The sequence below is a fragment of the Nostoc sp. genome, assembly GCF_036917195.1.
Lineage (GTDB): Bacteria > Cyanobacteriota > Cyanobacteriia > Cyanobacteriales > Nostocaceae > Nostoc.
Genome location: NZ_JBALDG010000078.1, coordinates 14,342 through 34,044 on the forward strand (window position 1 = coordinate 14,342; position 19,703 = coordinate 34,044).

17 protein-coding genes are annotated in these 19,703 nt (G+C 41.9%); 6 read left to right on the forward strand and 11 right to left on the reverse strand.

Annotation, left to right across the window (positions count from 1 at the left end; genetic code table 11):
• The first annotated feature begins 3 nt into the window (after positions 1-3).
• On the forward strand, positions 4-366 hold the full coding sequence (locus V7K40_RS27585; RefSeq protein WP_334965425.1) for a DUF6464 family protein: 363 nt from the start codon (positions 4-6) through the stop codon (positions 364-366).
• 103 nt (positions 367-469) lie between these two features.
• Here V7K40_RS27585 and fmt read toward each other — a convergent pair whose 3' ends face one another.
• On the reverse strand, positions 470-1,474 hold the full coding sequence (gene fmt / locus V7K40_RS27590; protein WP_334965427.1) for a methionyl-tRNA formyltransferase: 1,005 nt from the start codon (positions 1,472-1,474) through the stop codon (positions 470-472).
• An 856-nt stretch (positions 1,475-2,330) separates the two neighbouring features.
• Between fmt and V7K40_RS27595 the strand changes: the two genes are divergently transcribed.
• A complete protein-coding gene (locus V7K40_RS27595; RefSeq protein ID WP_334965429.1) occupies positions 2,331-3,650 on the forward strand; it encodes a hypothetical protein in 1,320 nt (439 codons plus the stop codon).
• A 281-nt stretch (positions 3,651-3,931) separates the two neighbouring features.
• Entirely contained in the window at positions 3,932-4,465 is a 534-nt protein-coding gene (locus V7K40_RS27600) for a Rho termination factor N-terminal domain-containing protein (protein WP_334965431.1), read from the forward strand.
• Positions 4,466-4,625: 160 nt separating this feature from the next.
• Here the strand turns inward: V7K40_RS27600 and minE are convergent, their stop codons facing one another.
• From minE to V7K40_RS27625, 5 genes are all read right to left on the reverse strand, one after another.
• Entirely contained in the window at positions 4,626-4,922 is a 297-nt protein-coding gene (gene minE, locus V7K40_RS27605) for a cell division topological specificity factor MinE (protein ID WP_273768710.1), read from the reverse strand.
• Between the two features lie 36 nt (positions 4,923-4,958).
• Positions 4,959-5,765, reverse strand: coding sequence for a septum site-determining protein MinD (gene minD, locus V7K40_RS27610; RefSeq protein WP_273768711.1), 807 nt, complete (start codon positions 5,763-5,765; stop codon positions 4,959-4,961).
• Positions 5,766-6,058: 293 nt separating this feature from the next.
• Positions 6,059-7,087: a septum site-determining protein MinC gene (gene minC / locus V7K40_RS27615; protein WP_334965433.1), complete on the reverse strand. Its 1,029-nt coding sequence runs from the start codon at positions 7,085-7,087 to the stop codon at positions 6,059-6,061.
• 157 nt (positions 7,088-7,244) lie between these two features.
• Complete coding sequence (locus tag V7K40_RS27620; protein ID WP_334965435.1) at positions 7,245-8,570, reverse strand: four-carbon acid sugar kinase family protein; 1,326 nt, start codon at positions 8,568-8,570, stop codon at positions 7,245-7,247.
• 183 nt (positions 8,571-8,753) lie between these two features.
• Positions 8,754-9,416, reverse strand: coding sequence for a hypothetical protein (locus tag V7K40_RS27625; protein ID WP_334965437.1), 663 nt, complete (start codon positions 9,414-9,416; stop codon positions 8,754-8,756).
• Between the two features lie 409 nt (positions 9,417-9,825).
• Here V7K40_RS27625 and V7K40_RS27630 point away from each other — a divergent pair, with 409 nt between their 5' ends.
• On the forward strand, positions 9,826-10,752 hold the full coding sequence (locus V7K40_RS27630) for a Fic family protein (RefSeq protein WP_334965439.1): 927 nt from the start codon (positions 9,826-9,828) through the stop codon (positions 10,750-10,752).
• A gap of 69 nt (positions 10,753-10,821) precedes the next feature.
• Positions 10,822-10,980 carry a hypothetical protein gene (locus V7K40_RS27635; RefSeq protein WP_334965441.1) on the forward strand — a complete coding sequence of 53 codons (159 nt, stop codon included), beginning with the start codon at positions 10,822-10,824 and terminating at the stop codon, positions 10,978-10,980.
• A gap of 174 nt (positions 10,981-11,154) precedes the next feature.
• On the opposite strand, the gene V7K40_RS27640 is transcribed toward V7K40_RS27635, so the two are convergent.
• Positions 11,155-11,649, reverse strand: a complete 495-nt coding sequence (locus tag V7K40_RS27640; RefSeq protein ID WP_334965443.1) for a DUF29 domain-containing protein — start codon at positions 11,647-11,649, stop codon at positions 11,155-11,157.
• Positions 11,650-12,303: 654 nt separating this feature from the next.
• Between V7K40_RS27640 and V7K40_RS27645 the strand changes: the two genes are divergently transcribed.
• Entirely contained in the window at positions 12,304-13,422 is a 1,119-nt protein-coding gene (locus V7K40_RS27645; RefSeq protein WP_334965445.1) for a Gfo/Idh/MocA family oxidoreductase, read from the forward strand.
• Positions 13,423-13,920: 498 nt separating this feature from the next.
• Here the strand turns inward: V7K40_RS27645 and V7K40_RS27650 are convergent, their stop codons facing one another.
• From V7K40_RS27650 to V7K40_RS27665, 4 genes are all read right to left on the reverse strand, one after another.
• A complete protein-coding gene (locus V7K40_RS27650) occupies positions 13,921-15,210 on the reverse strand; it encodes a Glu/Leu/Phe/Val dehydrogenase (RefSeq protein ID WP_334965447.1) in 1,290 nt (429 codons plus the stop codon).
• Between the two features lie 577 nt (positions 15,211-15,787).
• Positions 15,788-16,930, reverse strand: coding sequence for a beta-ketoacyl-ACP synthase (locus tag V7K40_RS27655; protein WP_334965449.1), 1,143 nt, complete (start codon positions 16,928-16,930; stop codon positions 15,788-15,790).
• A 179-nt stretch (positions 16,931-17,109) separates the two neighbouring features.
• Positions 17,110-17,910, reverse strand: a complete 801-nt coding sequence (locus tag V7K40_RS27660; protein ID WP_334965451.1) for a peptidylprolyl isomerase — start codon at positions 17,908-17,910, stop codon at positions 17,110-17,112.
• Positions 17,911-18,133: 223 nt separating this feature from the next.
• A complete protein-coding gene (locus V7K40_RS27665) occupies positions 18,134-18,703 on the reverse strand; it encodes a photosystem I assembly protein Ycf4 (RefSeq protein ID WP_334965453.1) in 570 nt (189 codons plus the stop codon).
• Between the last annotated feature and the right edge of the window lie 1,000 nt (positions 18,704-19,703).

Here is a 19,703-nt window from a genome sequence, read left to right on the forward strand (position 1 = left end):
CTTATGGAGCCAGACTCTTTACAAACCGAAGTGATTCTGACGCACCCGCGTGAGTCCCTCGGTAGAGTGCAACTTGATTGGACACCTCAACCCGGAAACTATCTCGATTTTCAAGGTAAAACTTATGCGGTTTTAGAGCGCCGCCATCGATACCAACTTAAAGCTGGGCGATATCGTTTGCATAATATTGCCATTTACGTGCAGTCGGCTAAACGACCATCTGAGAAAAGTTTGGTTGAGGGACGTTGGGTAATTGGTGATGCCACCTGCTGCTACAATGCTCATTCAGAAATTATTCGCTGTGCAGTCAACCCAGATGGCCCTTGCAAATCTTGTCGCTTTTATGAAAACCTAGGAATCATTTAATTTTAGATTTTAGATTTTAGATTTTAGATTTTTTTAATCCAAAATCCAAGTTGCGCTTCTAGTGCACCAAAGGTGCAACCTAAAATCTAAAATTGGCAACCCCTCAACTCCCCGCACCAAAAACTTCTCCCACAGTTAAGCGGGTACCATTAACAAAATCCCATCCCGACTGGGGACGTTTACCAGCTAGCTGAACCTCTCGCAACAGCAACAAACCTTCCCCAGTTTGGACGATCGCTCCAATTCCTTTGGCAATGCTCACTACAACTCCCGGTTTATCTGATACATTTGACAAATCAGGCAGTTTATGAATTAATTCTTGTAATTCTGGTGGTAGCTCGCGATCGCTTACAGAAGCAAGGGGAGCAGAAGCGGTGATTTTCAACAGGTTGTTACGAAAGGTAGCGGTGCAGTTAGGGAAAAAGCCTTTGATTTGATTGTGTAATTGGATAGCGCTTTTTGACCAATCCAAACCATAATCTTGTTTTTGAATCAGAGGGGCATAAGTAGCTGCTAAATTATCTTGGGCAATTGGTTGAATTTCCTGACGTTCCAACTTCAACAGAGTTTCCACCAACAGATCCCCACCGATCACAGCTAGTCTTTCGGCTAAATCTTGGGCATTATCCAGTAATCCTATCGGTGTAGTGGCTATTTGTAACATTGCCCCAGTATCCATCCCCACATCCATTAACATGGTTGTGATCCCCGTTTCTGTCTCACCGTTATACAAACACCACTGAATCGGCGCTGCACCGCGATATTTGGGTAAAATCGAGCCGTGCACATTAATGCAGCCCAACTTTGGTATATTTAGGATTTTTGACGATAATATCTGTCCGTATGCAACAACAACAAACACATCTGCGTCTAATTGTTTGAGTTGGGTTAAAGTTTCAGTGTCTTTTTTGACCCGTTCGGGTTGCCATACTGGTAAGTTGTGAGCAGTAGCGATCGCTTTTACAGGTGTTGGCGTAAGTTTATTTCCGCGTTCCCGGCGTTTATCTGGTTGGGTGACAACTGCCAACACGTCAAATTCTGAATGATTCAATAACTTTTCCAACGTGGGCACAGCAAACTGTGGTGTACCAAAGAATACAATTCTCATTAATAATTTAGTTGTTAATCGTTAGTCATTAGTTAATGGTAAATAATATCGGCTGTTTGGTGATAGAATATTTTCGTATTGGTGAAACCAAAGGCTGCAAGATTTAACTTAATAGTTAAGTTGACAAGTGTAACAGCTAGTATGATCTGCATCTGCCTTTAGTGAGCCTCATCGTTTAGTGGTGTATCGTCACGAGCCGCTAGAGCATCTACCGAGTAAATTTTCTTGTGTTCCCGATCATTTGTTCCCAAATTGGCGTTAAATACAATTGAGTTTCTAAAAAACTATTGCTTGTTTTAGCTATTTTTGTAGTTGAGATTGCAATTTATAACTTTGGGTTGCTGACAGCAGTATTTTCTGAGTATGATGTATTATGCGTCGGCTTTCCTAGGTTTTCACGTAACGCCTCATGTTTACTATTATCAGGGTTTGCGCTGTTATATTTAGTGTGTAGCCTGGCTTATTTGCTGCGTAATAGCGATCGCTATTATGATCCCCAATAGCCGAGTTATCTCATTCTTAATTGCCAGCGTCATCGCCTAAACTATACCCGGAATATCCCTTAACCAATACCTGTTTTTGGTGTGGTTGGATATAGGAACTGCAACATATATCGTGTAGTAATTACTGAGTTTTCAGCATATTTACTATACCCACATATTTCTGCCAAAAAAACTACTACCTGAGTAAAAAAGGTGTAAACAATGATACTTAATTTTTGCAAAAGTCTCCAAACTTTGAAGAAAATATTTCGTCAAAGGTTTTAGTTTCTTGTTATACATATAATTACCGCCTGCCCTATTGCTGCATAGGTATTGCTTCTCACATAGCAACTGCCCCTCTAGAGAGTCTACAAATGCTTAAACCCCTTTTGCTATCAGGATGGTTCCGCGTACAACCATTTCTGAATTACGTTGTCGTTGTGATACTGATTGCACCTTTGCTAGCGGCGTCAGGTAACTCGACCCCAGTCAGATCCGAAGTAGCTAAACTAACACAGATAAATGGAAATTCTGACTCTGTGTCAAAGAAAATAGCTGTAGTTGGTGAACCTGAGAAAGCTAAAATATTAAAAATAGATCAAATCAACTCTTTAACAGAAGAATTTGACTCTGTGCCAACACAAAGTACTGCTGTTGAAAAACTGCAAGTATTACCAGCGGATAAAATTGAGCCTCTGGCTAAAGCTGATAGTTCTGTGTCAAATAGCGATTTAACTGTTCCTGATAGTTTAGCAGCAGTTGAACTCGCACCATTAACAGATGTTCCTGTTAGTCAACTTAATTTAATCCGAAAACTCAAAGCTGCTAATGTCAAGTCTTTGAAAGGAAAAGAAAATTCTCTCTCTAGAGAAAAGTCTTTTACTGAATCATTGACAGCAACTCAAGTTGCACCAACTCTTAGAGCACAACCAACCACAACGACGGAAATACCTGTTGTTGAACCAGTTGAGGAGTCCCAAGCAGAACAAATAGATCCCATAGGTAGTCCTCATCCTATTCCTTGGAAATGGATTACAGCTACTCAAGAAGCAATTAGTTCTAAAGGTGGTTCGGGAGTGCGTCACTACCGCAGCGTACCCGTGGTTTCTCCAGATGGTAAATATGCTGTTTATAGCCGGGTACAACTGGAGGTAAAACCCCAAATGTACAACAGCCGTGTTACCAGCGTTCTGTTTGTCCAAGATATGCAAACTAAGAAGTTGTGGGTGATGGCTTCAACTACTCCTGTTAGTGATCCTTTATTAAAGATAAAGGCTGTAAAGGGAGCGTCGTCAGAAGAAACTGATCCGAATGGTCAAATTGGGGTATTAGTTCCAGTTAGTTGGTCGGAAAAAGGCGATCGCTTCTTAGCACGCAAGTTTGAAGGTATATTTAACACAGGTGATTCCACAGATAGTGCTGTGATTTGGGATCGGCAAAAAAATCACGCTAACACGGTTTCTCCTGTTAATCAGGAAGAAGATCATGAAAAAATTGCAGTATTGTTAGGTTGGAGTAAAAGCCAACCGGATCATGTGCTATTTCGGGCGGGTGAATTGGGTGAGGAAAACTGGCCATTAATGCAAGTTGGTAATGATGGTAAAACTGTCACTACAACAAACGATGATCAGCCAATTACTTTTGGTAAAAAGGTTACAGAAATTTGGGCAGGACCACAAGTGGCCTACCGATAGTTTATAAAAAATCTTATATGCTCCCGTTGTCATCACTGCTGACAAGGGGAGATTTTTTTTAAGAGGAGAAATACTAATAGTTTATTTACACAAAAAGTCGGAGGATTTTTGGTTCTTTGATTCCCCCTTTGAGAGAGGAAAATATCAACAAAACCGCATATCTTGGTAAAAAATATTTATCGCTTTCAAAACTATCAAAAACAGTCAATAAATCTTGGTTGAGGAAAGAAAAATTATTTTGTAAGATTCTTCACACACAGAATTTAAGGCAAGTAGATAATATGGCTGATGAAAATTACAAAGAAAAATATACTCACCCTGAACTGCGTCGCCAACTCAAGGAAGAAATTCTGAAATCCGATAAAGGTGGTAAGCCTGGTCAGTGGTCTGCGCGAAAAAGTCAGCTTTTAGTGCGGGAATATGAGAAACAAGGTGGAGACTACAAGCAAGCCGAAAAAGACGAAGCAGCAAAATCATTGGAAGAATGGTCTGAGCAAGATTGGCAGACTGAAGAACATGAAGACCGCGCCCGTGAGGGCAAAGTCACTAAGCGCTACTTGCCTTCCTCCGTGTGGGATAAGTTGAGCGACAAGGAAAAACAAGAAGCAGAGGAAACAAAGGAACAAGCTTCTAAAGAAGGTAAGCAACACGTCGAATGGACTCCAGCTATCAAGCGAGCTATCCATGAGGTTAAAGATGGGTCTGAGCCATCAAAGCGGGAGTTATATGAGCAAGCGAAAGCGCTGAATATTGAAGGTCGTAGCAAAATGAGCAAGGACGAACTGCTCAAAGCAATTCATGATGCTCAAAGCTGAGGCTTTCGCACTCCATTGGTTGAAACTAATTATTGTGTGTAAGTATACTTGTATACAATACTGGCTTACCTAACTTATCTCACTTGGAATCGCTTTTTTGTAGATACTTTTAATCCAAAAGTTGGGATGATTCGTTGTAATTAAAGATAATTTAACTAGATCATAAAGACTTATCACCCCTTTCCCACTCAGGTATAGCACCTTTGACCCGGCGAATGGGCAAATTAGCAATTAAAGCTGTGGTTCGTTGGTTGCTTTCTAAAGAAAACTCTAAGCCTTCTGTCTCAACTTCGACATAGCGACAGACTACATCTAAGATTTCTTGCCGCATTTTTTCCAACGTTTGAGGGTCTATGTCAGCGCGATCGTGAGCAATCACCAATTGCAGGCGACGTTTAACTTGAGTTCGACTGCTATCAGGACCGCGAAAAAAAAGTCGTTCTAGAAGTTCAATCATTACGAATAGGTCTGGCGTGGAGACTGGAAAAGTAAGTTAAACAATCTTTGTCCACAACAACCTTCGTAGGCGGGCGAAGATGCTGTCTTGGGACGAGTCGATCTCCATAAATTGGACACTTTCCCCTTCCAATCTACGAGCAATGTTCTCAAAGGCTGTAGCAGCTAAAGAGGGATTTTCCGCTAACACTAAGGGTTCGCCGCGATTGGTAGATACAATAACACGCTCGTCGTCAGGGATTACCCCGATCAGGGGAATGGCGAGAAGTTCCTGAACATCTTGCACTGACATCATATCATTTGCTTGCACCATTGCGGGTCTGATGCGGTTAATTATTAAATGAACACGCTTGATACCTTGTGCTTCTAGTAACCCCACTACCCGGTCGGCATCACGAACTGAAGAAATTTCTGGTGTGCTGACAACTAGCGCTTCTTTTGCTGGACCGATCGCATTTTTAAACCCATTTTCAATGCCGGCGGGGCTATCAATAATCACGTACTGATACTTTTGCGCTAAGGCATTCACCAGTAACTTCATCTGTTCAGGTGTGACTGCATCTTTGGAGCGATTTTGGGCTGCCGGCAGGAGTACGAGATTGGGTTGGCGCTTATCTTTCACCAAGGCTTGTTCTAAGCGGCACTCTCTGGCCAAGACTTCCACCGCAGTATAAACGATGCGATTTTCCAGCCCTAGCAGCAAATCCAAATTTCTCAAACCAAAATCCGCATCAACTAAAGCAACTTGACGCCCCATTTTGGCTAAAGCCATGCCCAGATTTGCTGAAACTGTGGTTTTACCCACTCCTCCTTTACCGGAGGTAATCACTATAATGCGAGTCATGATAGAAATGCGGTCAATGAGGGTTCAGAAAATATAAAACAGTAAATTGCAGTATAAAGTATGAAGTATCGTATCAGGTATGAAGAAATATCTGGTCTCCCTGATTCGGGCGAGGGATGAATATTTTTTGATTACGATGTCTGGCGACAAGCCGCTTTGCGTCTGTGCTCAGTTGTGTGCAATACACTTCGTTAGAAAAAAGGGATTAGAGTAGTGTATTCCATCTACATGAAAACCGCTATATTTCATCCTTCATATTCTTCATTCTTTAAGTAAATATTCAGGGCTACTGATTAAATCTTAGTAAATTGGTTTCTAGAAAAATCACTAGCCCTAGCGATACGAATCCCTTGGGGCATAATATGTGCCACTTCTGGAGAAAATTGCATCGGTAATTTTTCTGGTGCTCTAGCTACAGCATCTGCGATCCGCAATTGGGTAGGTTCCATTTGCAAAGCCATAATCAGACACTCACGATTGCCTCCGGCCCCAGCATGAGCAATTCCACGTAGACGACCCCAGATGATAATATCTCCATCTGCAATTACAATACCACCTGGATTTACATCTCCCAAGATAATTACTGTACCAGGATGACGAATCTCTACTCCAGAGCGGACTGTTGTTTCTAGATAGAGAGCATCTGCCTGGGGTGTAGCTGTAGCTTTGGACTCTGAAACAAGAGTTGTTACGGGTTGTAGTTGTTCTACAGAATATCCAGATGTCACAGCAGCGATCGCAGTTTGCCGACGACTCGTCGAGACAGATATTAGCCGGAGTTGAACTTCACTCAAAGCCTCAGCAAGTTCTTGCAGTTGCCTGGTATCTACTAGGCGGTCTTGTGCCATTAGATGTACAGGTGTATTAGATATACGGAAGCGATCGCCTGCATTCAGACGTTGCCTTATTTGTTGCCAAATATCAGACCAACTGAGTTCTGAGGCAGATCCTTGAGACTCCGGAGGCAAAATTAATAATAGCCGTCCCTCCTGACTTTTCAACTGGACTTGAGTATTATCATTTACACGATGTCCTGGTAATGCTAACTCATCGGGATTTAAATCAGTCAGGATAAAATCTGATCCCGCATCAGGATTTGACTCTACATCTGGGTTAGCAGGATTTGACTCTACATCCCCAAGGACAGTATTTGACTTTAAATAAAGGAGGACAGAATTTAACTCAGCATCCGGGAGGATAGAATCTGACTCTAGATCAGAAACAGTAGGATTTACCTCTACCTCAGAAAGGATAGAGTTTGGTTCTGCATCAGGAAGTGCAGAATTTGACTTTAGATTGGGAATCGCAGAATCAGAAGTCATGCAGTACTAGCCAAAAGACAAGGGACAGTTTTAGCCAACAGATTTTGGATTTTCAATTTTGGATTTTGGATTTGTGTCACCCACAAAAGGTGAAAGCGCCTAGCAGGACGTTAATCTGACATGAACCAAAAGATCCTTTAATCTAAAATCTCAAATCTCAAATTGGCACGGTTAACCTCTGATAAACTATCTCCAAGGCATCAGCATCGCCGACGTTACCTGGAAACAGCACCACAGGCAAATTAGGAAACTGGGGATGATCGGATGGCGTTAAGACCATTGAACAACCAGCTAAAATTTGACCGAGTAAGCGGGCTGAAGTTAAGGCTAGTCCAGTACTCAAGACATCGTTTGAGGTAATACCACCCTTGCTGATTAAAAATCCTATATCAGATGGTAAACCCCGCACAATATCCATCAATAAACTTGAAACTTTTGCCCCAAACTCCAATCTGGTGTTGACATCTTTAAAACTCAGTTCCTGACGGCTAGTATAAACCACTGGTGTTTTGCCAGCGTCGTGTACCGCCCGTGTACTTTCTTTGATTTCAGTTAACAGTGCCGCAGATTCATCTGCCCCCTGATCAAGTAATCGTGCTACATTTACTTCGATTCCCACAGTTCCCTCTACTTGCAATAGCGCTGCTAATTGCTGAGTAGTCTTTTTAACATGGGAACCAACAATTACCGCACCTGGTTTGCCTTCTCGCACGTACTGCGCCATGTTTTCGGCGGCGATGGGTTGGGGTGGTAAAGCGGCTAAAGCTGTTAAAATACTGGCTGCACTGCGAAACAGAAAGCGTTTCCCTTGACTTGCTGCTGCTAATATGTCTACTGCAAAGCGGTTGAGATCAGCTTGAGTTTCACCATCGACGACAGCGCACTGATTACCACTCAGTTTTAACAAGCGTTCTAGACTACCAGCCCGAATATCGGCCAGGAGAAACCTTTCTACAGCCTCGGCACTAATTCGTCCTTGAGTCTTTTCTTCGACATACTTGGGTAAATAACTGTGATGGTAGCTGAAGACTGAATCACGGGCAAATTCAGTTTCATGCACTGGGGTGGGTACACCAGCAATAATCAAGTAATGCACACTGTCGCGGGTGATGCGTCCGCCGTCAAAAAATGCAGGTACGAGAAAATGAGCATCAAAGGGGCCGAGTTCTTGTGCGATCGCATCAGTTTCAATGGGATAATGCCCTCGCAAAGTAGAATCAGAACGGCTGACAATCAGAAAATCGTCAATCCCTTCAGCATTCAAGGCGATTTTCAAGTTATGGCAAACTTCTTTGATCACAGATGCAGCTAATTCTGGGGTTAGTGATCTAGTGTTAGTCAGCACAAAGAAAATCGGCGAATCATCCTGCAACCCGCTGCGTAAAGTGTCCACATCCCAGTGCATTAGCAGCAAGCAGCTGTGGACTGTTTGAGAACCTGTAGGGTCATCATCCAGGACAATTATTTTTGGTTTGTTGCTCATTTTAAGTCAACGGGGCAATTGTTTTTTAGAAAAGTTCGGATTTGAAAAGTATTTTGCTAAACATCAAAAATTGCAACCTAACCCCCTACCCCCTTCCCTACTAGGGTTGGGGAGAGATTCAAAGCCTTTCTCCTCAAAAAAGATAGGTCTGTAAGTATCATTTGTGACTTTTTAAACATCAATTCAGCCTTTCTGCAATTTTCTGATTTCTGCTTGTACATCGATCGCAATTTGCAATGATTGATTTAGCAGTTGAGCATATTCGCCTGCTTGACTACTAAGTTGTAAAGCTTGCAGACTGGCTAAATTATTCACAAATAACTCTTGATTATTAGCAAGCAATTTTTTATTATCTCGCAAAATTCGTTCCGTTTTCAAAGCGCGGACTAAATCTTCTCTAATCAGTTGCAGGGCGGCGGTTACTTGATCTCGGTCATGGATACTGCTTTCTACGTTTCCTGATGCTGCCAATTGGTCATTAATATCTATGGCGCCAATCAGGTCATGATATTTATCAACTTCATCTAAAAGTATTGTCAGTCCTTCAGGACAGGTCAATTGCCGCCAGAGCGCTCGCCCAACTAATATCGGGATTGGCACTAGAATTAGTAAAAGAATTCCTAGTCGAATTGAAGATCCAATTGTCGGCAGAATAATAAACGCGTAAACAAAGCCAACAATTATTGGCGTTAGCGCCAGTGTCACCAGCATTTCATTGATCAAAAACCCTAATCGCTTCTTGCTATCTCGCAAAACAGAAGGTCTAAAAACGTCTTCTGGATCGAACCCAGTCAAACGTCTCAGTTCTCCTTTGCTAATTTCCAAGCCTATTAAGTCCGGCTGCACGTCTGCATACTCCTATGGAAACCCAAGTTGCGTATTCACTCTCTGTGGATTAGACTTTAACCACTATTTCTACGTCCACCAGAGACGTTGTGTTCCCAGTATTACAAATGGATGGCTTTTTACGCACCCGTCCAGAAAAAAGAACTGTGTGAGCTATTTCCTGAGATTCAAACACGTTTTACTGAGCGCGTTGGCTGATAATCTACGCAGCTAGTCTAGCAAAGCTATAGCAAGTATACTGACCACTTAAGAAATTCAGCCAAAAGGAATGCGGTTGGTTGCTGTTTACTAAATTAAGCGTAACCTTTAACTATATCATGTATAACAAAAAAATATTCTTTATTATTGATAACAAGGAATATTCGATAATATGGATTAAAAATCTTCTCTTGTGAATGGAATCGATAATATGGTTGATACCTATAGAGCAGGTAAATACGTAGAGCAACTTGCTGGATACAAAGCTTTTATACCTAATCCTTTGCCGCCTAAACCTAAATTATGTATTGACGATGAAATGTTTGAACTTTTATCACAAGCAGATAGAGCGTTAGGTCGTTTAGATGGCTCGACAGACGCTTTACCTAATCCTGACTTATTCGTATTTATGTATGTTCGTAAAGAGGCAGTATTGTCAAGTCAGATAGAAGGAACACAAGCTTCTTTAATAGATGTTCTTGAATTTGAATCTCGTACAGTAGAACCAGACAACCCGCAAGATGTAACTGAAGTTGTCAACTATATTGCAGCAATTAATCACGGACTCAAAAGATTAGAAAATAATTTTCCTTTATCATTGCGATTGATCCGTGAAATTCATAAAGAATTATTGAGAGAAGGTCGAGGTTCTGAAAAAGGGCCAGGAGAGTTTCGCCACAGCCAAAATTGGATTGGCGCTGGAAAATGTTCTTTAAAAGAAGCTACTTATGTTCCACCTCCACCCCATGATATGCAAGAAGCTTTAAGTAATTTTGAGAAGTTTTTACATGACTCTGCCCCAATGCCAGCTTTAATTAAAATTGGATTAGCTCATGCTCAGTTTAAAACAATTCACCCTTTTGAAGACGGCAACGGAAGAACAGGACGTTTGCTAATTACTTTCTTGTTATGTGAAAAAAATATATTAAAACGCCCATTGTTGTACATATCTTATTACTTCAAAAAACACCGTTTGCAATATTACGATTATCTCCAATCTATAAGGGATACTGGGGATTGGGAAAGCTGGCTTAAGTTTTTTCTAAAAGGTGTATATGAAGTTGCTCAGGAAGCATCTACTGTTGCTCGTCAAATAGTTAATTTAAAAGAGGAACATCGTAGAATAGTAATAAAATAAATCAGCAGTCGCAAGTCAGGAAGTGCTATAGCTTTACTTGAAAAACTTTATTTCCAACCAGTTTTTAATATGGAAGTTGCTCAAGAAATTACCCAATTATTATATGCTAATACTAACAATTTAGTCAAAGAATTATGTGCCATAGGAATTGTGCAAGAAATTACCGGAAATAAACGTAACCGAGCTTTTACTTATGGTCCATACTTATCTATTTTTAACGAGCGCTAACAAATAAGGATTAGTATTTCATATTTGGCAAGATTTCTACATCCTCTAATCCTTTGTTAGCAGAGTTACTTAAGAGTATTTACAAAAGTTTTGCGATGCCATTTGTTTAAGTTGAATTCTCAACACTGGGTCAGTGAGGCATTCTTGCAGGAATTCGTCGGGTGGGGATTCATTTTAATCAGCTTTAGCGTGATGATTGTGGTTATATTCGGGAAACCAGTTTTCATCTAAAATTTGCTCTAAAGAACCAATGGGTATCAAGGGAAATATGTCAATGGAAAGTTGAGAGCGATCGCTTGCTTCTGTCCTTGCGTCTTGATAACATTGATCAAATATTTCTAAGATGTAAGGCTTAAGACTAGGACTATCTTTGAGTTCATCCTTAATCTCTCTACGGAATGTCCTGATTTCACCTTTCCAATGCCCTTGATTTCGCTCCCGTTCCACATTCCAGTATGTGAGCTTAAGCAGATGTTCAAAAAGTCGAATTAACAGACTTTTAACCGTTCGCTTCTGGCTCCTGCCCATATCTTCCAACTCTTCAATTAAGTTATCTAAATCCACAGATGAAAACTGATTAGTGCGAAGTTGGTTGATGGTTGTTCTGAGCCAAAGGTAATAATCTTGGTCGTATAAAGTTTGAGTTGATGGTTCTATTTGGCTCACCATACACTTGTTAAACTCCGATAATTTGTATTAGACATACTGTCTTTTGTACACCAATTGTGCTTCAGGTTGTGAATACTCAGAGTTGCCTCCAATCTCTCACCAAAATAAAAATACTCCCTGTGACACCATCATAATAAAGAAAGTTGAGTTGTTGGTTAATTGATTATATAAGCGACTGGTCTGTGGGAAATCTTCAGTTGGTGTTCCAGGTTGGGGTCATAGCCTTGGGCTACTAATGCTGCATACTCAGTATCCATCATGCCAAGGTTATGAATTTCAGTTAGGGTGCAATACCAAAAATATTCCTTAAGTCTGAACTAAAGCTTACTGAAAGAATGAGGTTTTAATTTACCAAGTCACTGAGAATATACGAGATATCATTCATCAACCTCCAAGTTTTCAGCCCTAAAAATCGATTATTAGTGAAGGGAAAAGATAGCTAAAACTAAAGCAACAGACATTCTTTCATTAATTGAAGTAGAAAAACAAACCATAACTTGCACGTAATTAGGGCATTAGGGACTGACAAAAAATAAATTATCCAAAATTATTTGTACATTTGTAGGGGATCTTGGCTTTGCACCCCTACGATGGGATGTTTTTTTAACTGGAAGTCCCTTAAAATTACCAAGCTATTCATCATGAGGTATAAAAATGACTGCTACAAATGATCAGCGTAAAATTCGTTATGCCGTTGTTGGTTTAGGTTGGTTTGCTCAAGAAGCTGCCTTACCTTCCTTTGTCCACGCCGAAAACTCGGAATTAGTGGCACTGGTTTCAGATGACGCCACTAAAAGCGAAGAACTGAGCAAAAAGTATGGCATTAAGCATACTTACTCCTACGAGCAGTATGAAGATTGTTTGACAAGCGGTGAGGTTGATGCCGTTTATATTGCGCTGCCCAATCACTTGCATTGCGAGTACACTGTGCGGGCTGCTAATCAGGCAATTCATGTGTTATGTGAAAAGCCAATGGCAACGACTGAAGAAGAGTGTGAGGCAATGATTAAAGCTGCCAATGACAACAATGTGAAGCTGATGATTGCCTACCGCTTACATTTAGAAGAAGCTAATTTACAAGCAGTCGAAATTGTCCGCTCAAAGCAAATTGGTGAACCACGGATTTTCAACTCGGTTTTTACTCAGCAAGTAGAAGAAGGCAATATTCGTTTACGAGATGCTACAGGTGGTGGCACGCTCTATGATATTGGCATTTACTGCATTAATGCTGCACGTTATCTATTGCAAGATGAACCAATTGAAGTATTTGCTGTAGCTGCCAATAACGGAGAAGAACGCTTCAGCGAAGTGGAAGAAATGACTAGCGTCATCTTGTGTTTTCCCAATGAGCGATTGGCAACATTTACCTGTAGCTTTGGAGGGGCAAGTGTTTCCAGCTATCAGATTGTAGGTACTCAAGGCGATTTGCGAGTAGAATCTGCCTATGCTTGGCAGGGAGAACTGAAGCACTACCTAACAATTAATGGTGAAACCCAAGAGCGTACTTTTGAGGATCACGATCAACTAGCAGCTGAATTTATCTACTTCTCTGATTGTATTCTGCAAGATAAAAACCCAGAGCCATCTGGAACGGAAGGGTTGATTGATGTTTCGATCATTCAAGCGCTGTACAAGTCAATTGAGACACGTCAACCTGTGCAGATAGAAACTCGCGATCGCCATCAACGTCCCACATCGGCTCAAACTATTGAGCGTCCTCCTGCTGAGGAAACGCCAGACCTGATTAATGCTGCTGCACCTTCTAATGAGTAAGGTAGGTTGAAGTATCCTTGACTAAATAAGGGGATACCAAAAAATAAATTATCCATTAATTGTAGGGTGCGTTACGACATTTCCTCTAACGCACTGCGATAGTTGAAAATGGTGTATTACTAAAGAATTGGATATTTTTTTAATTGCAAGTCCCTAAGTATATGATTGTCATCTCATAGACACTTACTACTAGTCATGTAATAGCGATCGCCCAACAAAAAGAAAGCATCCCAAATGTGTAAAAATACAATTTGTCATTGCGAGCGTAACGCAGTGGAGCAAAGCAATCGCAAAGTAGAGATGTTGCGATTGCTTCATTTGGCTTCTTTACCAGACGCAGCGCGTTCGCTTGATTTGCAATGACAACTAATGATCTTGCTAAATTTGCTTGCATTGGGATGCTCCCAATAAAAAAAGGCAGATAAATAAATGGCGGCTCAAGTAAAATTGCTACCGACAATGATTTATTCTGCCCCGTGAACAACTAAATATAAAAACTTAAGGATAAAGACCTCTGTCAGTCAGCGCCTGCGCCACTCTACCTACCCCCAGTGTGTAAGCTGCTAACCTTAAAGGAATTTGCCGTATCTTCGACTGCTGAATCACCCGGCGGTAGGCTTGCACCATCAAATACTCCATTTCACGGTTGACGCGTTCCTCATCCCAAAATACATAGGAAAGACCCTGCACCCATTCCAAATAACTGACTACCACACCACCAGCATTTGCCAAGATGTCCGGTAGCACTGTCACACCCCGCGCCTCTAACGACAAGTTAGCCTCAAGAGTAACTGGCCCGTTAGCTGCTTCTGCCACAATCTCCGCTTGTACCTGATTCACATTTTCTTCAGTGATCTGGTTTTCCAAAGCCGCTGGTATTAAGACATCGCAGGGTAAACTTAATAAATCTGCATTGCTAATTGGTACAGATTGCGGGAAACCCGCAATACTCTTGCGATTTTCAGCAGCGTAGACTTTCAACTTGGGAATATCAAGACCAACTTCGGAAAATACTCCCCCAGCACCCGTTGAAACAGCGATAATTTTCGCGCCTGCTTGATGTAGTAATTCCGCTGCGGCACTACCAACGTTACCGAAACCCTGGATAACTACTCGCACTCCTGCCAAGGATTTACCTTGTTCTGCTAGCGCCTCACGGACAATAATCATCACGCCACGTCCGGTTGCCATTTCCCGTCCCAGCGAACCACCAATAGAAAGCGGTTTCCCAGTCACAACCCCTGGTACAGCATGACCAACATTTACAGAGTAAGTGTCCATCATCCAAGCCATCTCACGGGCCGAAGTACCCATATCCGGTGCAGGAATATCTACCGCAGGCCCAATATCTTTAATCAACTCGCTGATATATCGGCGGCTGATTCGCTCTAATTCGCCAACACTATAACGTTTTGGATCTATAGCAATACCACCCTTACCACCACCGTAAGGAATACCTAATAAAGCACATTTCCAGGTCATCAACATTGCCAAAGCTGAAACTTCGCGCAGTGTCACAGCCGGGTGATAACGAATTCCACCTTTGTAGGGGCCTAAAACATCGGAGTGCTGTACCCGGTGTCCAGCGAGAACTTGTATTTGCCCATCATCTAGTTTCACGGGAATGGAAACCGTGACAACCTTACGCGGGTGGCTGAGAATTTCCAGCAAACCTTGATTTAAATTTAATTCTTTAGCTGCCGCTTCTAAGTAGCTACAGGCTTGATCAAATGGACATATATGTGCTGGAGAAGCAGGTTCTGGCAGCAACAGGGATTTTGAAATCATAAAATTTTCTCCTAATCACGGTATCTTTACGAACCGGATATCATATTTAACTAGCTTATCTTTTTTTTTAGGAAAATAGAGCTTTTGTAGTTTTTGTTACAGTTTTCTATTTAATATCTTGGTATTAGCTGCAAAGCAGTATGCGAAGTTAAGGAATTCCAAAAAATAAATTATCCAATCTTGTGGAGAGTGGCTCTGTAGCCTGCTCAGTTTATCGGATGGGTGAGATGCCCATCCCACAAGAAATAGTTGGATATTTTTTACTTAGAAATCCCTTACCGTTGGTAACAGCAGCCTGAGTATTTGCAGTAAATGCTTAAGCGTTAATAACAAAAAGTCAATTATTTCTTACAAATGCTTCAACGTTGGTAACAGTAGCTTGACTATTTGCAGCAAACGCTTATATATGAGCAACAAATGCTTAATTAAAACTTATAATAGCTTCAATGTTTGCCACAAATGCTTAATTAAAACTTATAACAGCTTCAATGTTTGCAGTAAATGCTTATATATGAACAACAAATGCTTAATTAAAACTTATACATGATGTTGCTCAGACAGTTAAACCCACAAGTTTTTACCTTGCCAGCGCGATCGCAGCATTCTGTCCCCCAAAGCCAAAACTCAAACATAATACCTGCCTAAGTTTACTTAGACGGGCTGCTGTAACCACATCTAAATCAAATTCTGGCTGCTGCAACCCTAGATTAGGTGGTAAAATTTGATGCTTTAATGCCATGAGAGAAAAAGCTACACCTAAGGCTCCAGATGCTCCTAGTGTATGACCTGAGCTTCCCTTGGTGGAACTAATTGCTACGCCTTGGGGAAACAAACCCTGGATTACCATGCTCTCTATCCGGTCATTTAGCTGGGTAGCTGTGCCATGAGCATGAATATAATCAATATCGGCTGGTGAGAGACAACTACGTTTTAGACATTGTTTGATGGCAGCGATCGCATTTTTCCCTTGAGGTTCTGGTGAATTGGTATGATATGCGTCGTTAGTTAAACCGAAACCGAGAATTTCACCATACACTTTTGCTTGCCGCTGTTTTGCCAACTCTGCTGATTCCAAGACAAACACAGCTGCACCTTCACCCAAAACTAAGCCTTCCCGATGTAAATCAAAGGGATAAGCGCCAGTTTTCGCTAAAGCACCCATCTGCTGAAATCCAGCTAAAGTTAAACGTGTAATCGGCGCTTCCACTGCACCAGCTAGAGCCTGTTGACATTGCCCAGTTTGGATCAGCAAAGCTGCTTGGGCAATAGACCAAATTCCAGTTGCACAAGCTGCCATCGGTGCCAAAACTATCCCAGATGCACCGATTTGTCTTGCAGCTGCGATCGCATTCATGTGAGGTAATGTATCTAGCCAATTTCCAAAAGAGGACACGGGCTTCGCCGTGTCTTCATACATTTGCCGCGCCAGCATCTCCCAAGACGCTTGATAAGAGCGACTCGATCCAATGACTACAGCACAATCAGCTAAAGGTGAAACTAACCCAGCATCTTGCAAAGCAGAAGCAATAACCATCTGAGTTAACATTGGCAACTCAGATGGTTGTTGAGCAATCAAACCTAGAGGAAGTGGTGTAATTTCTGGAAATGGTTGATGCAACCGAATTCCAGATTTACCTGCTAGCAAATTTCGCCAACTATCCTCTAAGCTTCCACCCAAGGCAGAAATTAAACCAATACCAGTTACACAAACCTTAACCAATTTGAATTTTGGGATGAGGAGGATGAGGGAGATATGGGGGATGAGGAAGCGTAATTATCAATCCACTTGTTCGGAAATTAGGTTTTGATTCTCGATTTATAACCCTTCGAGATTTAATTTGCGGATATGTCTAATAAACTTCCTCATCTCCCCCATCTCCCCCATCTCCCCCGCTCCTTTTACTGCCCTGGTGTTTTCAGATTTTCAGCACCTTGGGTGACTTTAGCAGATTCAATGCGATCGCCTTGCTGAATTTTATTCACCACATCGAAGCCTTGAGTGACATTGCCAAACACGGCGTAGTTACCATCCAAGAAGGCCAAATCTGCTAAAGCAAAGTAAAACTGGGCAGAAGCAGAGTCTGGTGGTTGCGATCGCGCCATTGCTACTGCACCCTGCTTATGGGGCAATACGACAGGTTGAGCACTAGCATCAAATGGTTTATTGTAAATCGGAGTATCTGAACCTTTTGGTTTAACTTCTAAAGGTATATAGCGAGGATTTCCCGTTTTTGGGTCAATATAGCTACCGGTTCCCAGTCTATTTGCTGGAACTTTCGGGTCTTTGCTTTGGGGATCGCCCCCTTGAACTACAAACGGTTGGGGTTCGCGCACAACTCGATGGAAAGCTAAACCATCGTAAACACCCTTTTGCACTAAATCTACGAAGTTGCCAGCTGTAATGGGGGCATCAGTGCCGTCTACTTCGATAGTAATCGGCGAACCTTTAACCGTGAGCACTACAGTAGCCTTGCCTTCAAGCCGTGGTAAATCTGTGATTCCAGGAATACTCTCACTAATAGTTTGAGATATAGATGTTGCTTCAGTAGTCGTCTTGGTGCTTGCCTGGCTTGTAGCCGAGGTAGCTGTCGAGCTTGGAGAAGACGTATTAGAAGCGACTTGCTGTGTGGAACATCCTCCCAACATCAAAGCACTGATGATCACAAGAGAAAGCAAAAATTGTGAAATTTTTAACCGCATTGCCAGTTACTGATTCAACCACAGTATCTTATCCTTTCAAGGGGCATTGGGGAGCCACTGCGGTCTTGGGGTCTCCCCAAGTGGAGCAAGTGGCGTCATTGGGCATTGGGCATTGTAAAAATTCTTGATTTATCGGCTTGTTTCCCAGTTTATCCTTCTTGTCCTCCTTGTCCGCACTTCCCAATCCGCAATGCCTCATGCCCCATTCCCAATGCCCAATTAATTAAAGTCCTTCTAGTGACACTCCCAAAAAGCGGGCTAACTTTGCGCCTTCTGTTTCCAACTCTGTTAAAGATAACGGTTGTCCAACCCGTGTTAAGGGTATATCTCGCCGGCCCTTAATGCGTAGATAGAGGGCACGAAGCGGATTTAGACCTTCTTTGACGGCTATTCGCACAGATTGCACATCTTCTATGCGGCTGTCAATCTCAATTCGGCGGTTTTTGCCAGGAAATCCCCAACGGAAGATTTTGATTGTGCCAGTTTCCTGATTAAATTCGTTGTAACCGCCACCTACATCTAATAAAATCACTAACCACAAATATGTGGCTAATAGCAAGCCAGCAGTGCCATATAATCCCATCACCAATCCTTGGGGGAAAAATACCAGTTTAGTTGGATCGGAAACTATGAGTAAATTAACTTTTAAATAACTGGATATCCCAGCCAATAAAAAGCCGCTGGCTCCCAAGGTAACGATAGTTGCCCAGGAGTAGTTACTGAAGCGACGAGAACCGAGAACATTTTGATGCAGGAGGCGATCGCCTTTGTTAATCGTTGTTGATGCCATCATTGAACTACCATTGCCCTTGAGATACTCGCTGTGACATACTTGTACACTGAATGCACTTGCATAGAGTGGTGGCTCTCTGTACCAATCCGGCTATTGCTTAGGAGGCACTGAAGCTCTGTTTTAAGTCCACGGGATACTTTACCGCAAACTATGAATTTTTTACCCTGTACCCGACAAATTTTACTGTCCTGGATGATGCTGGCTTACTTGCACTATGGGACAAACCACTTAGGCTATTTGTATTAGTCAAGATGTGCCAACTTCCTTTCCCCTTGTCCAACGTTTCACATAGGTTTTCCAGAGGTGTATCAACGACCGGGGCGGCGAAGTAACCATCCACATTTTACCAAACATTGTTGACAAAAACTTAACTGCGCCCCTCCCTGTTCCTGCTACCCATACAATCCATATAATTTGTTAGGGCACGTTATATAATTTTTTCACTCAGTAGCTGATAAAAATTCTTTCTCCGTTGCCCCCTGCCCCCTGCCTCTTTTTGACCTCTTGGGAATGAGTTACCTACCTACGTCCATCTGCACTAAATTTTTTTACATTTCTGAGAAAACTTGTGTCAAATTGTAAAATTTCTGATATTCATATTATTTATAAGGTTCGCGTTTTATGCCTAATTTGCTTCTGTGTATCAGGCAAAAACCCCGAGTAGTGTGATAAGTTAAGAATCATTAAGTTACCACAAGCTAGATTACTAGCCGATGGTACGTCTAATGGCATAAAGAAAGAGAAATGCTGATTTCACTGGTCAGCAAATTCTCAGAATCTCAGTTGCTTTGACGCTGTTGAGATTGTCAAAAAAAACGTTAATTCCTCACGCAGTCGGTTACACCGGCTCTCCGTACTGCTTTAGAAACGTTGCAATTTTAGTAAAAAAAGAGGATTTTAGTCCGATGACCATCGCAGTTGGACGCGCCCCTAGTAGAGGGTGGTTTGACGTTCTAGACGACTGGCTCAAGCGCGATCGCTTCGTATTCGTAGGTTGGTC

Coding starts and splice junctions, on each gene's coding strand:
- V7K40_RS27585 (WP_334965425.1), top strand. CDS start 4: ATGGAGCCAGACTCTTTACAAACCGAAGTGATTCTGACGCACCCGCGT.
- fmt (WP_334965427.1), bottom strand. CDS start 1,474: ATGAGAATTGTATTCTTTGGTACACCACAGTTTGCTGTGCCCACGTTG.
- V7K40_RS27595 (WP_334965429.1), top strand. CDS start 2,331: ATGCTTAAACCCCTTTTGCTATCAGGATGGTTCCGCGTACAACCATTT.
- V7K40_RS27600 (WP_334965431.1), top strand. CDS start 3,932: ATGGCTGATGAAAATTACAAAGAAAAATATACTCACCCTGAACTGCGT.
- minE (WP_273768710.1), bottom strand. CDS start 4,922: ATGATTGAACTTCTAGAACGACTTTTTTTTCGCGGTCCTGATAGCAGT.
- minD (WP_273768711.1), bottom strand. CDS start 5,765: ATGACTCGCATTATAGTGATTACCTCCGGTAAAGGAGGAGTGGGTAAA.
- minC (WP_334965433.1), bottom strand. CDS start 7,087: ATGACTTCTGATTCTGCGATTCCCAATCTAAAGTCAAATTCTGCACTT.
- V7K40_RS27620 (WP_334965435.1), bottom strand. CDS start 8,570: ATGAGCAACAAACCAAAAATAATTGTCCTGGATGATGACCCTACAGGT.
- V7K40_RS27630 (WP_334965439.1), top strand. CDS start 9,826: ATGGTTGATACCTATAGAGCAGGTAAATACGTAGAGCAACTTGCTGGA.
- V7K40_RS27635 (WP_334965441.1), top strand. CDS start 10,822: ATGGAAGTTGCTCAAGAAATTACCCAATTATTATATGCTAATACTAAC.
- V7K40_RS27640 (WP_334965443.1), bottom strand. CDS start 11,649: ATGGTGAGCCAAATAGAACCATCAACTCAAACTTTATACGACCAAGAT.
- V7K40_RS27645 (WP_334965445.1), top strand. CDS start 12,304: ATGACTGCTACAAATGATCAGCGTAAAATTCGTTATGCCGTTGTTGGT.
- V7K40_RS27650 (WP_334965447.1), bottom strand. CDS start 15,210: ATGATTTCAAAATCCCTGTTGCTGCCAGAACCTGCTTCTCCAGCACAT.
- V7K40_RS27660 (WP_334965451.1), bottom strand. CDS start 17,910: ATGCGGTTAAAAATTTCACAATTTTTGCTTTCTCTTGTGATCATCAGT.
- V7K40_RS27665 (WP_334965453.1), bottom strand. CDS start 18,703: ATGATGGCATCAACAACGATTAACAAAGGCGATCGCCTCCTGCATCAA.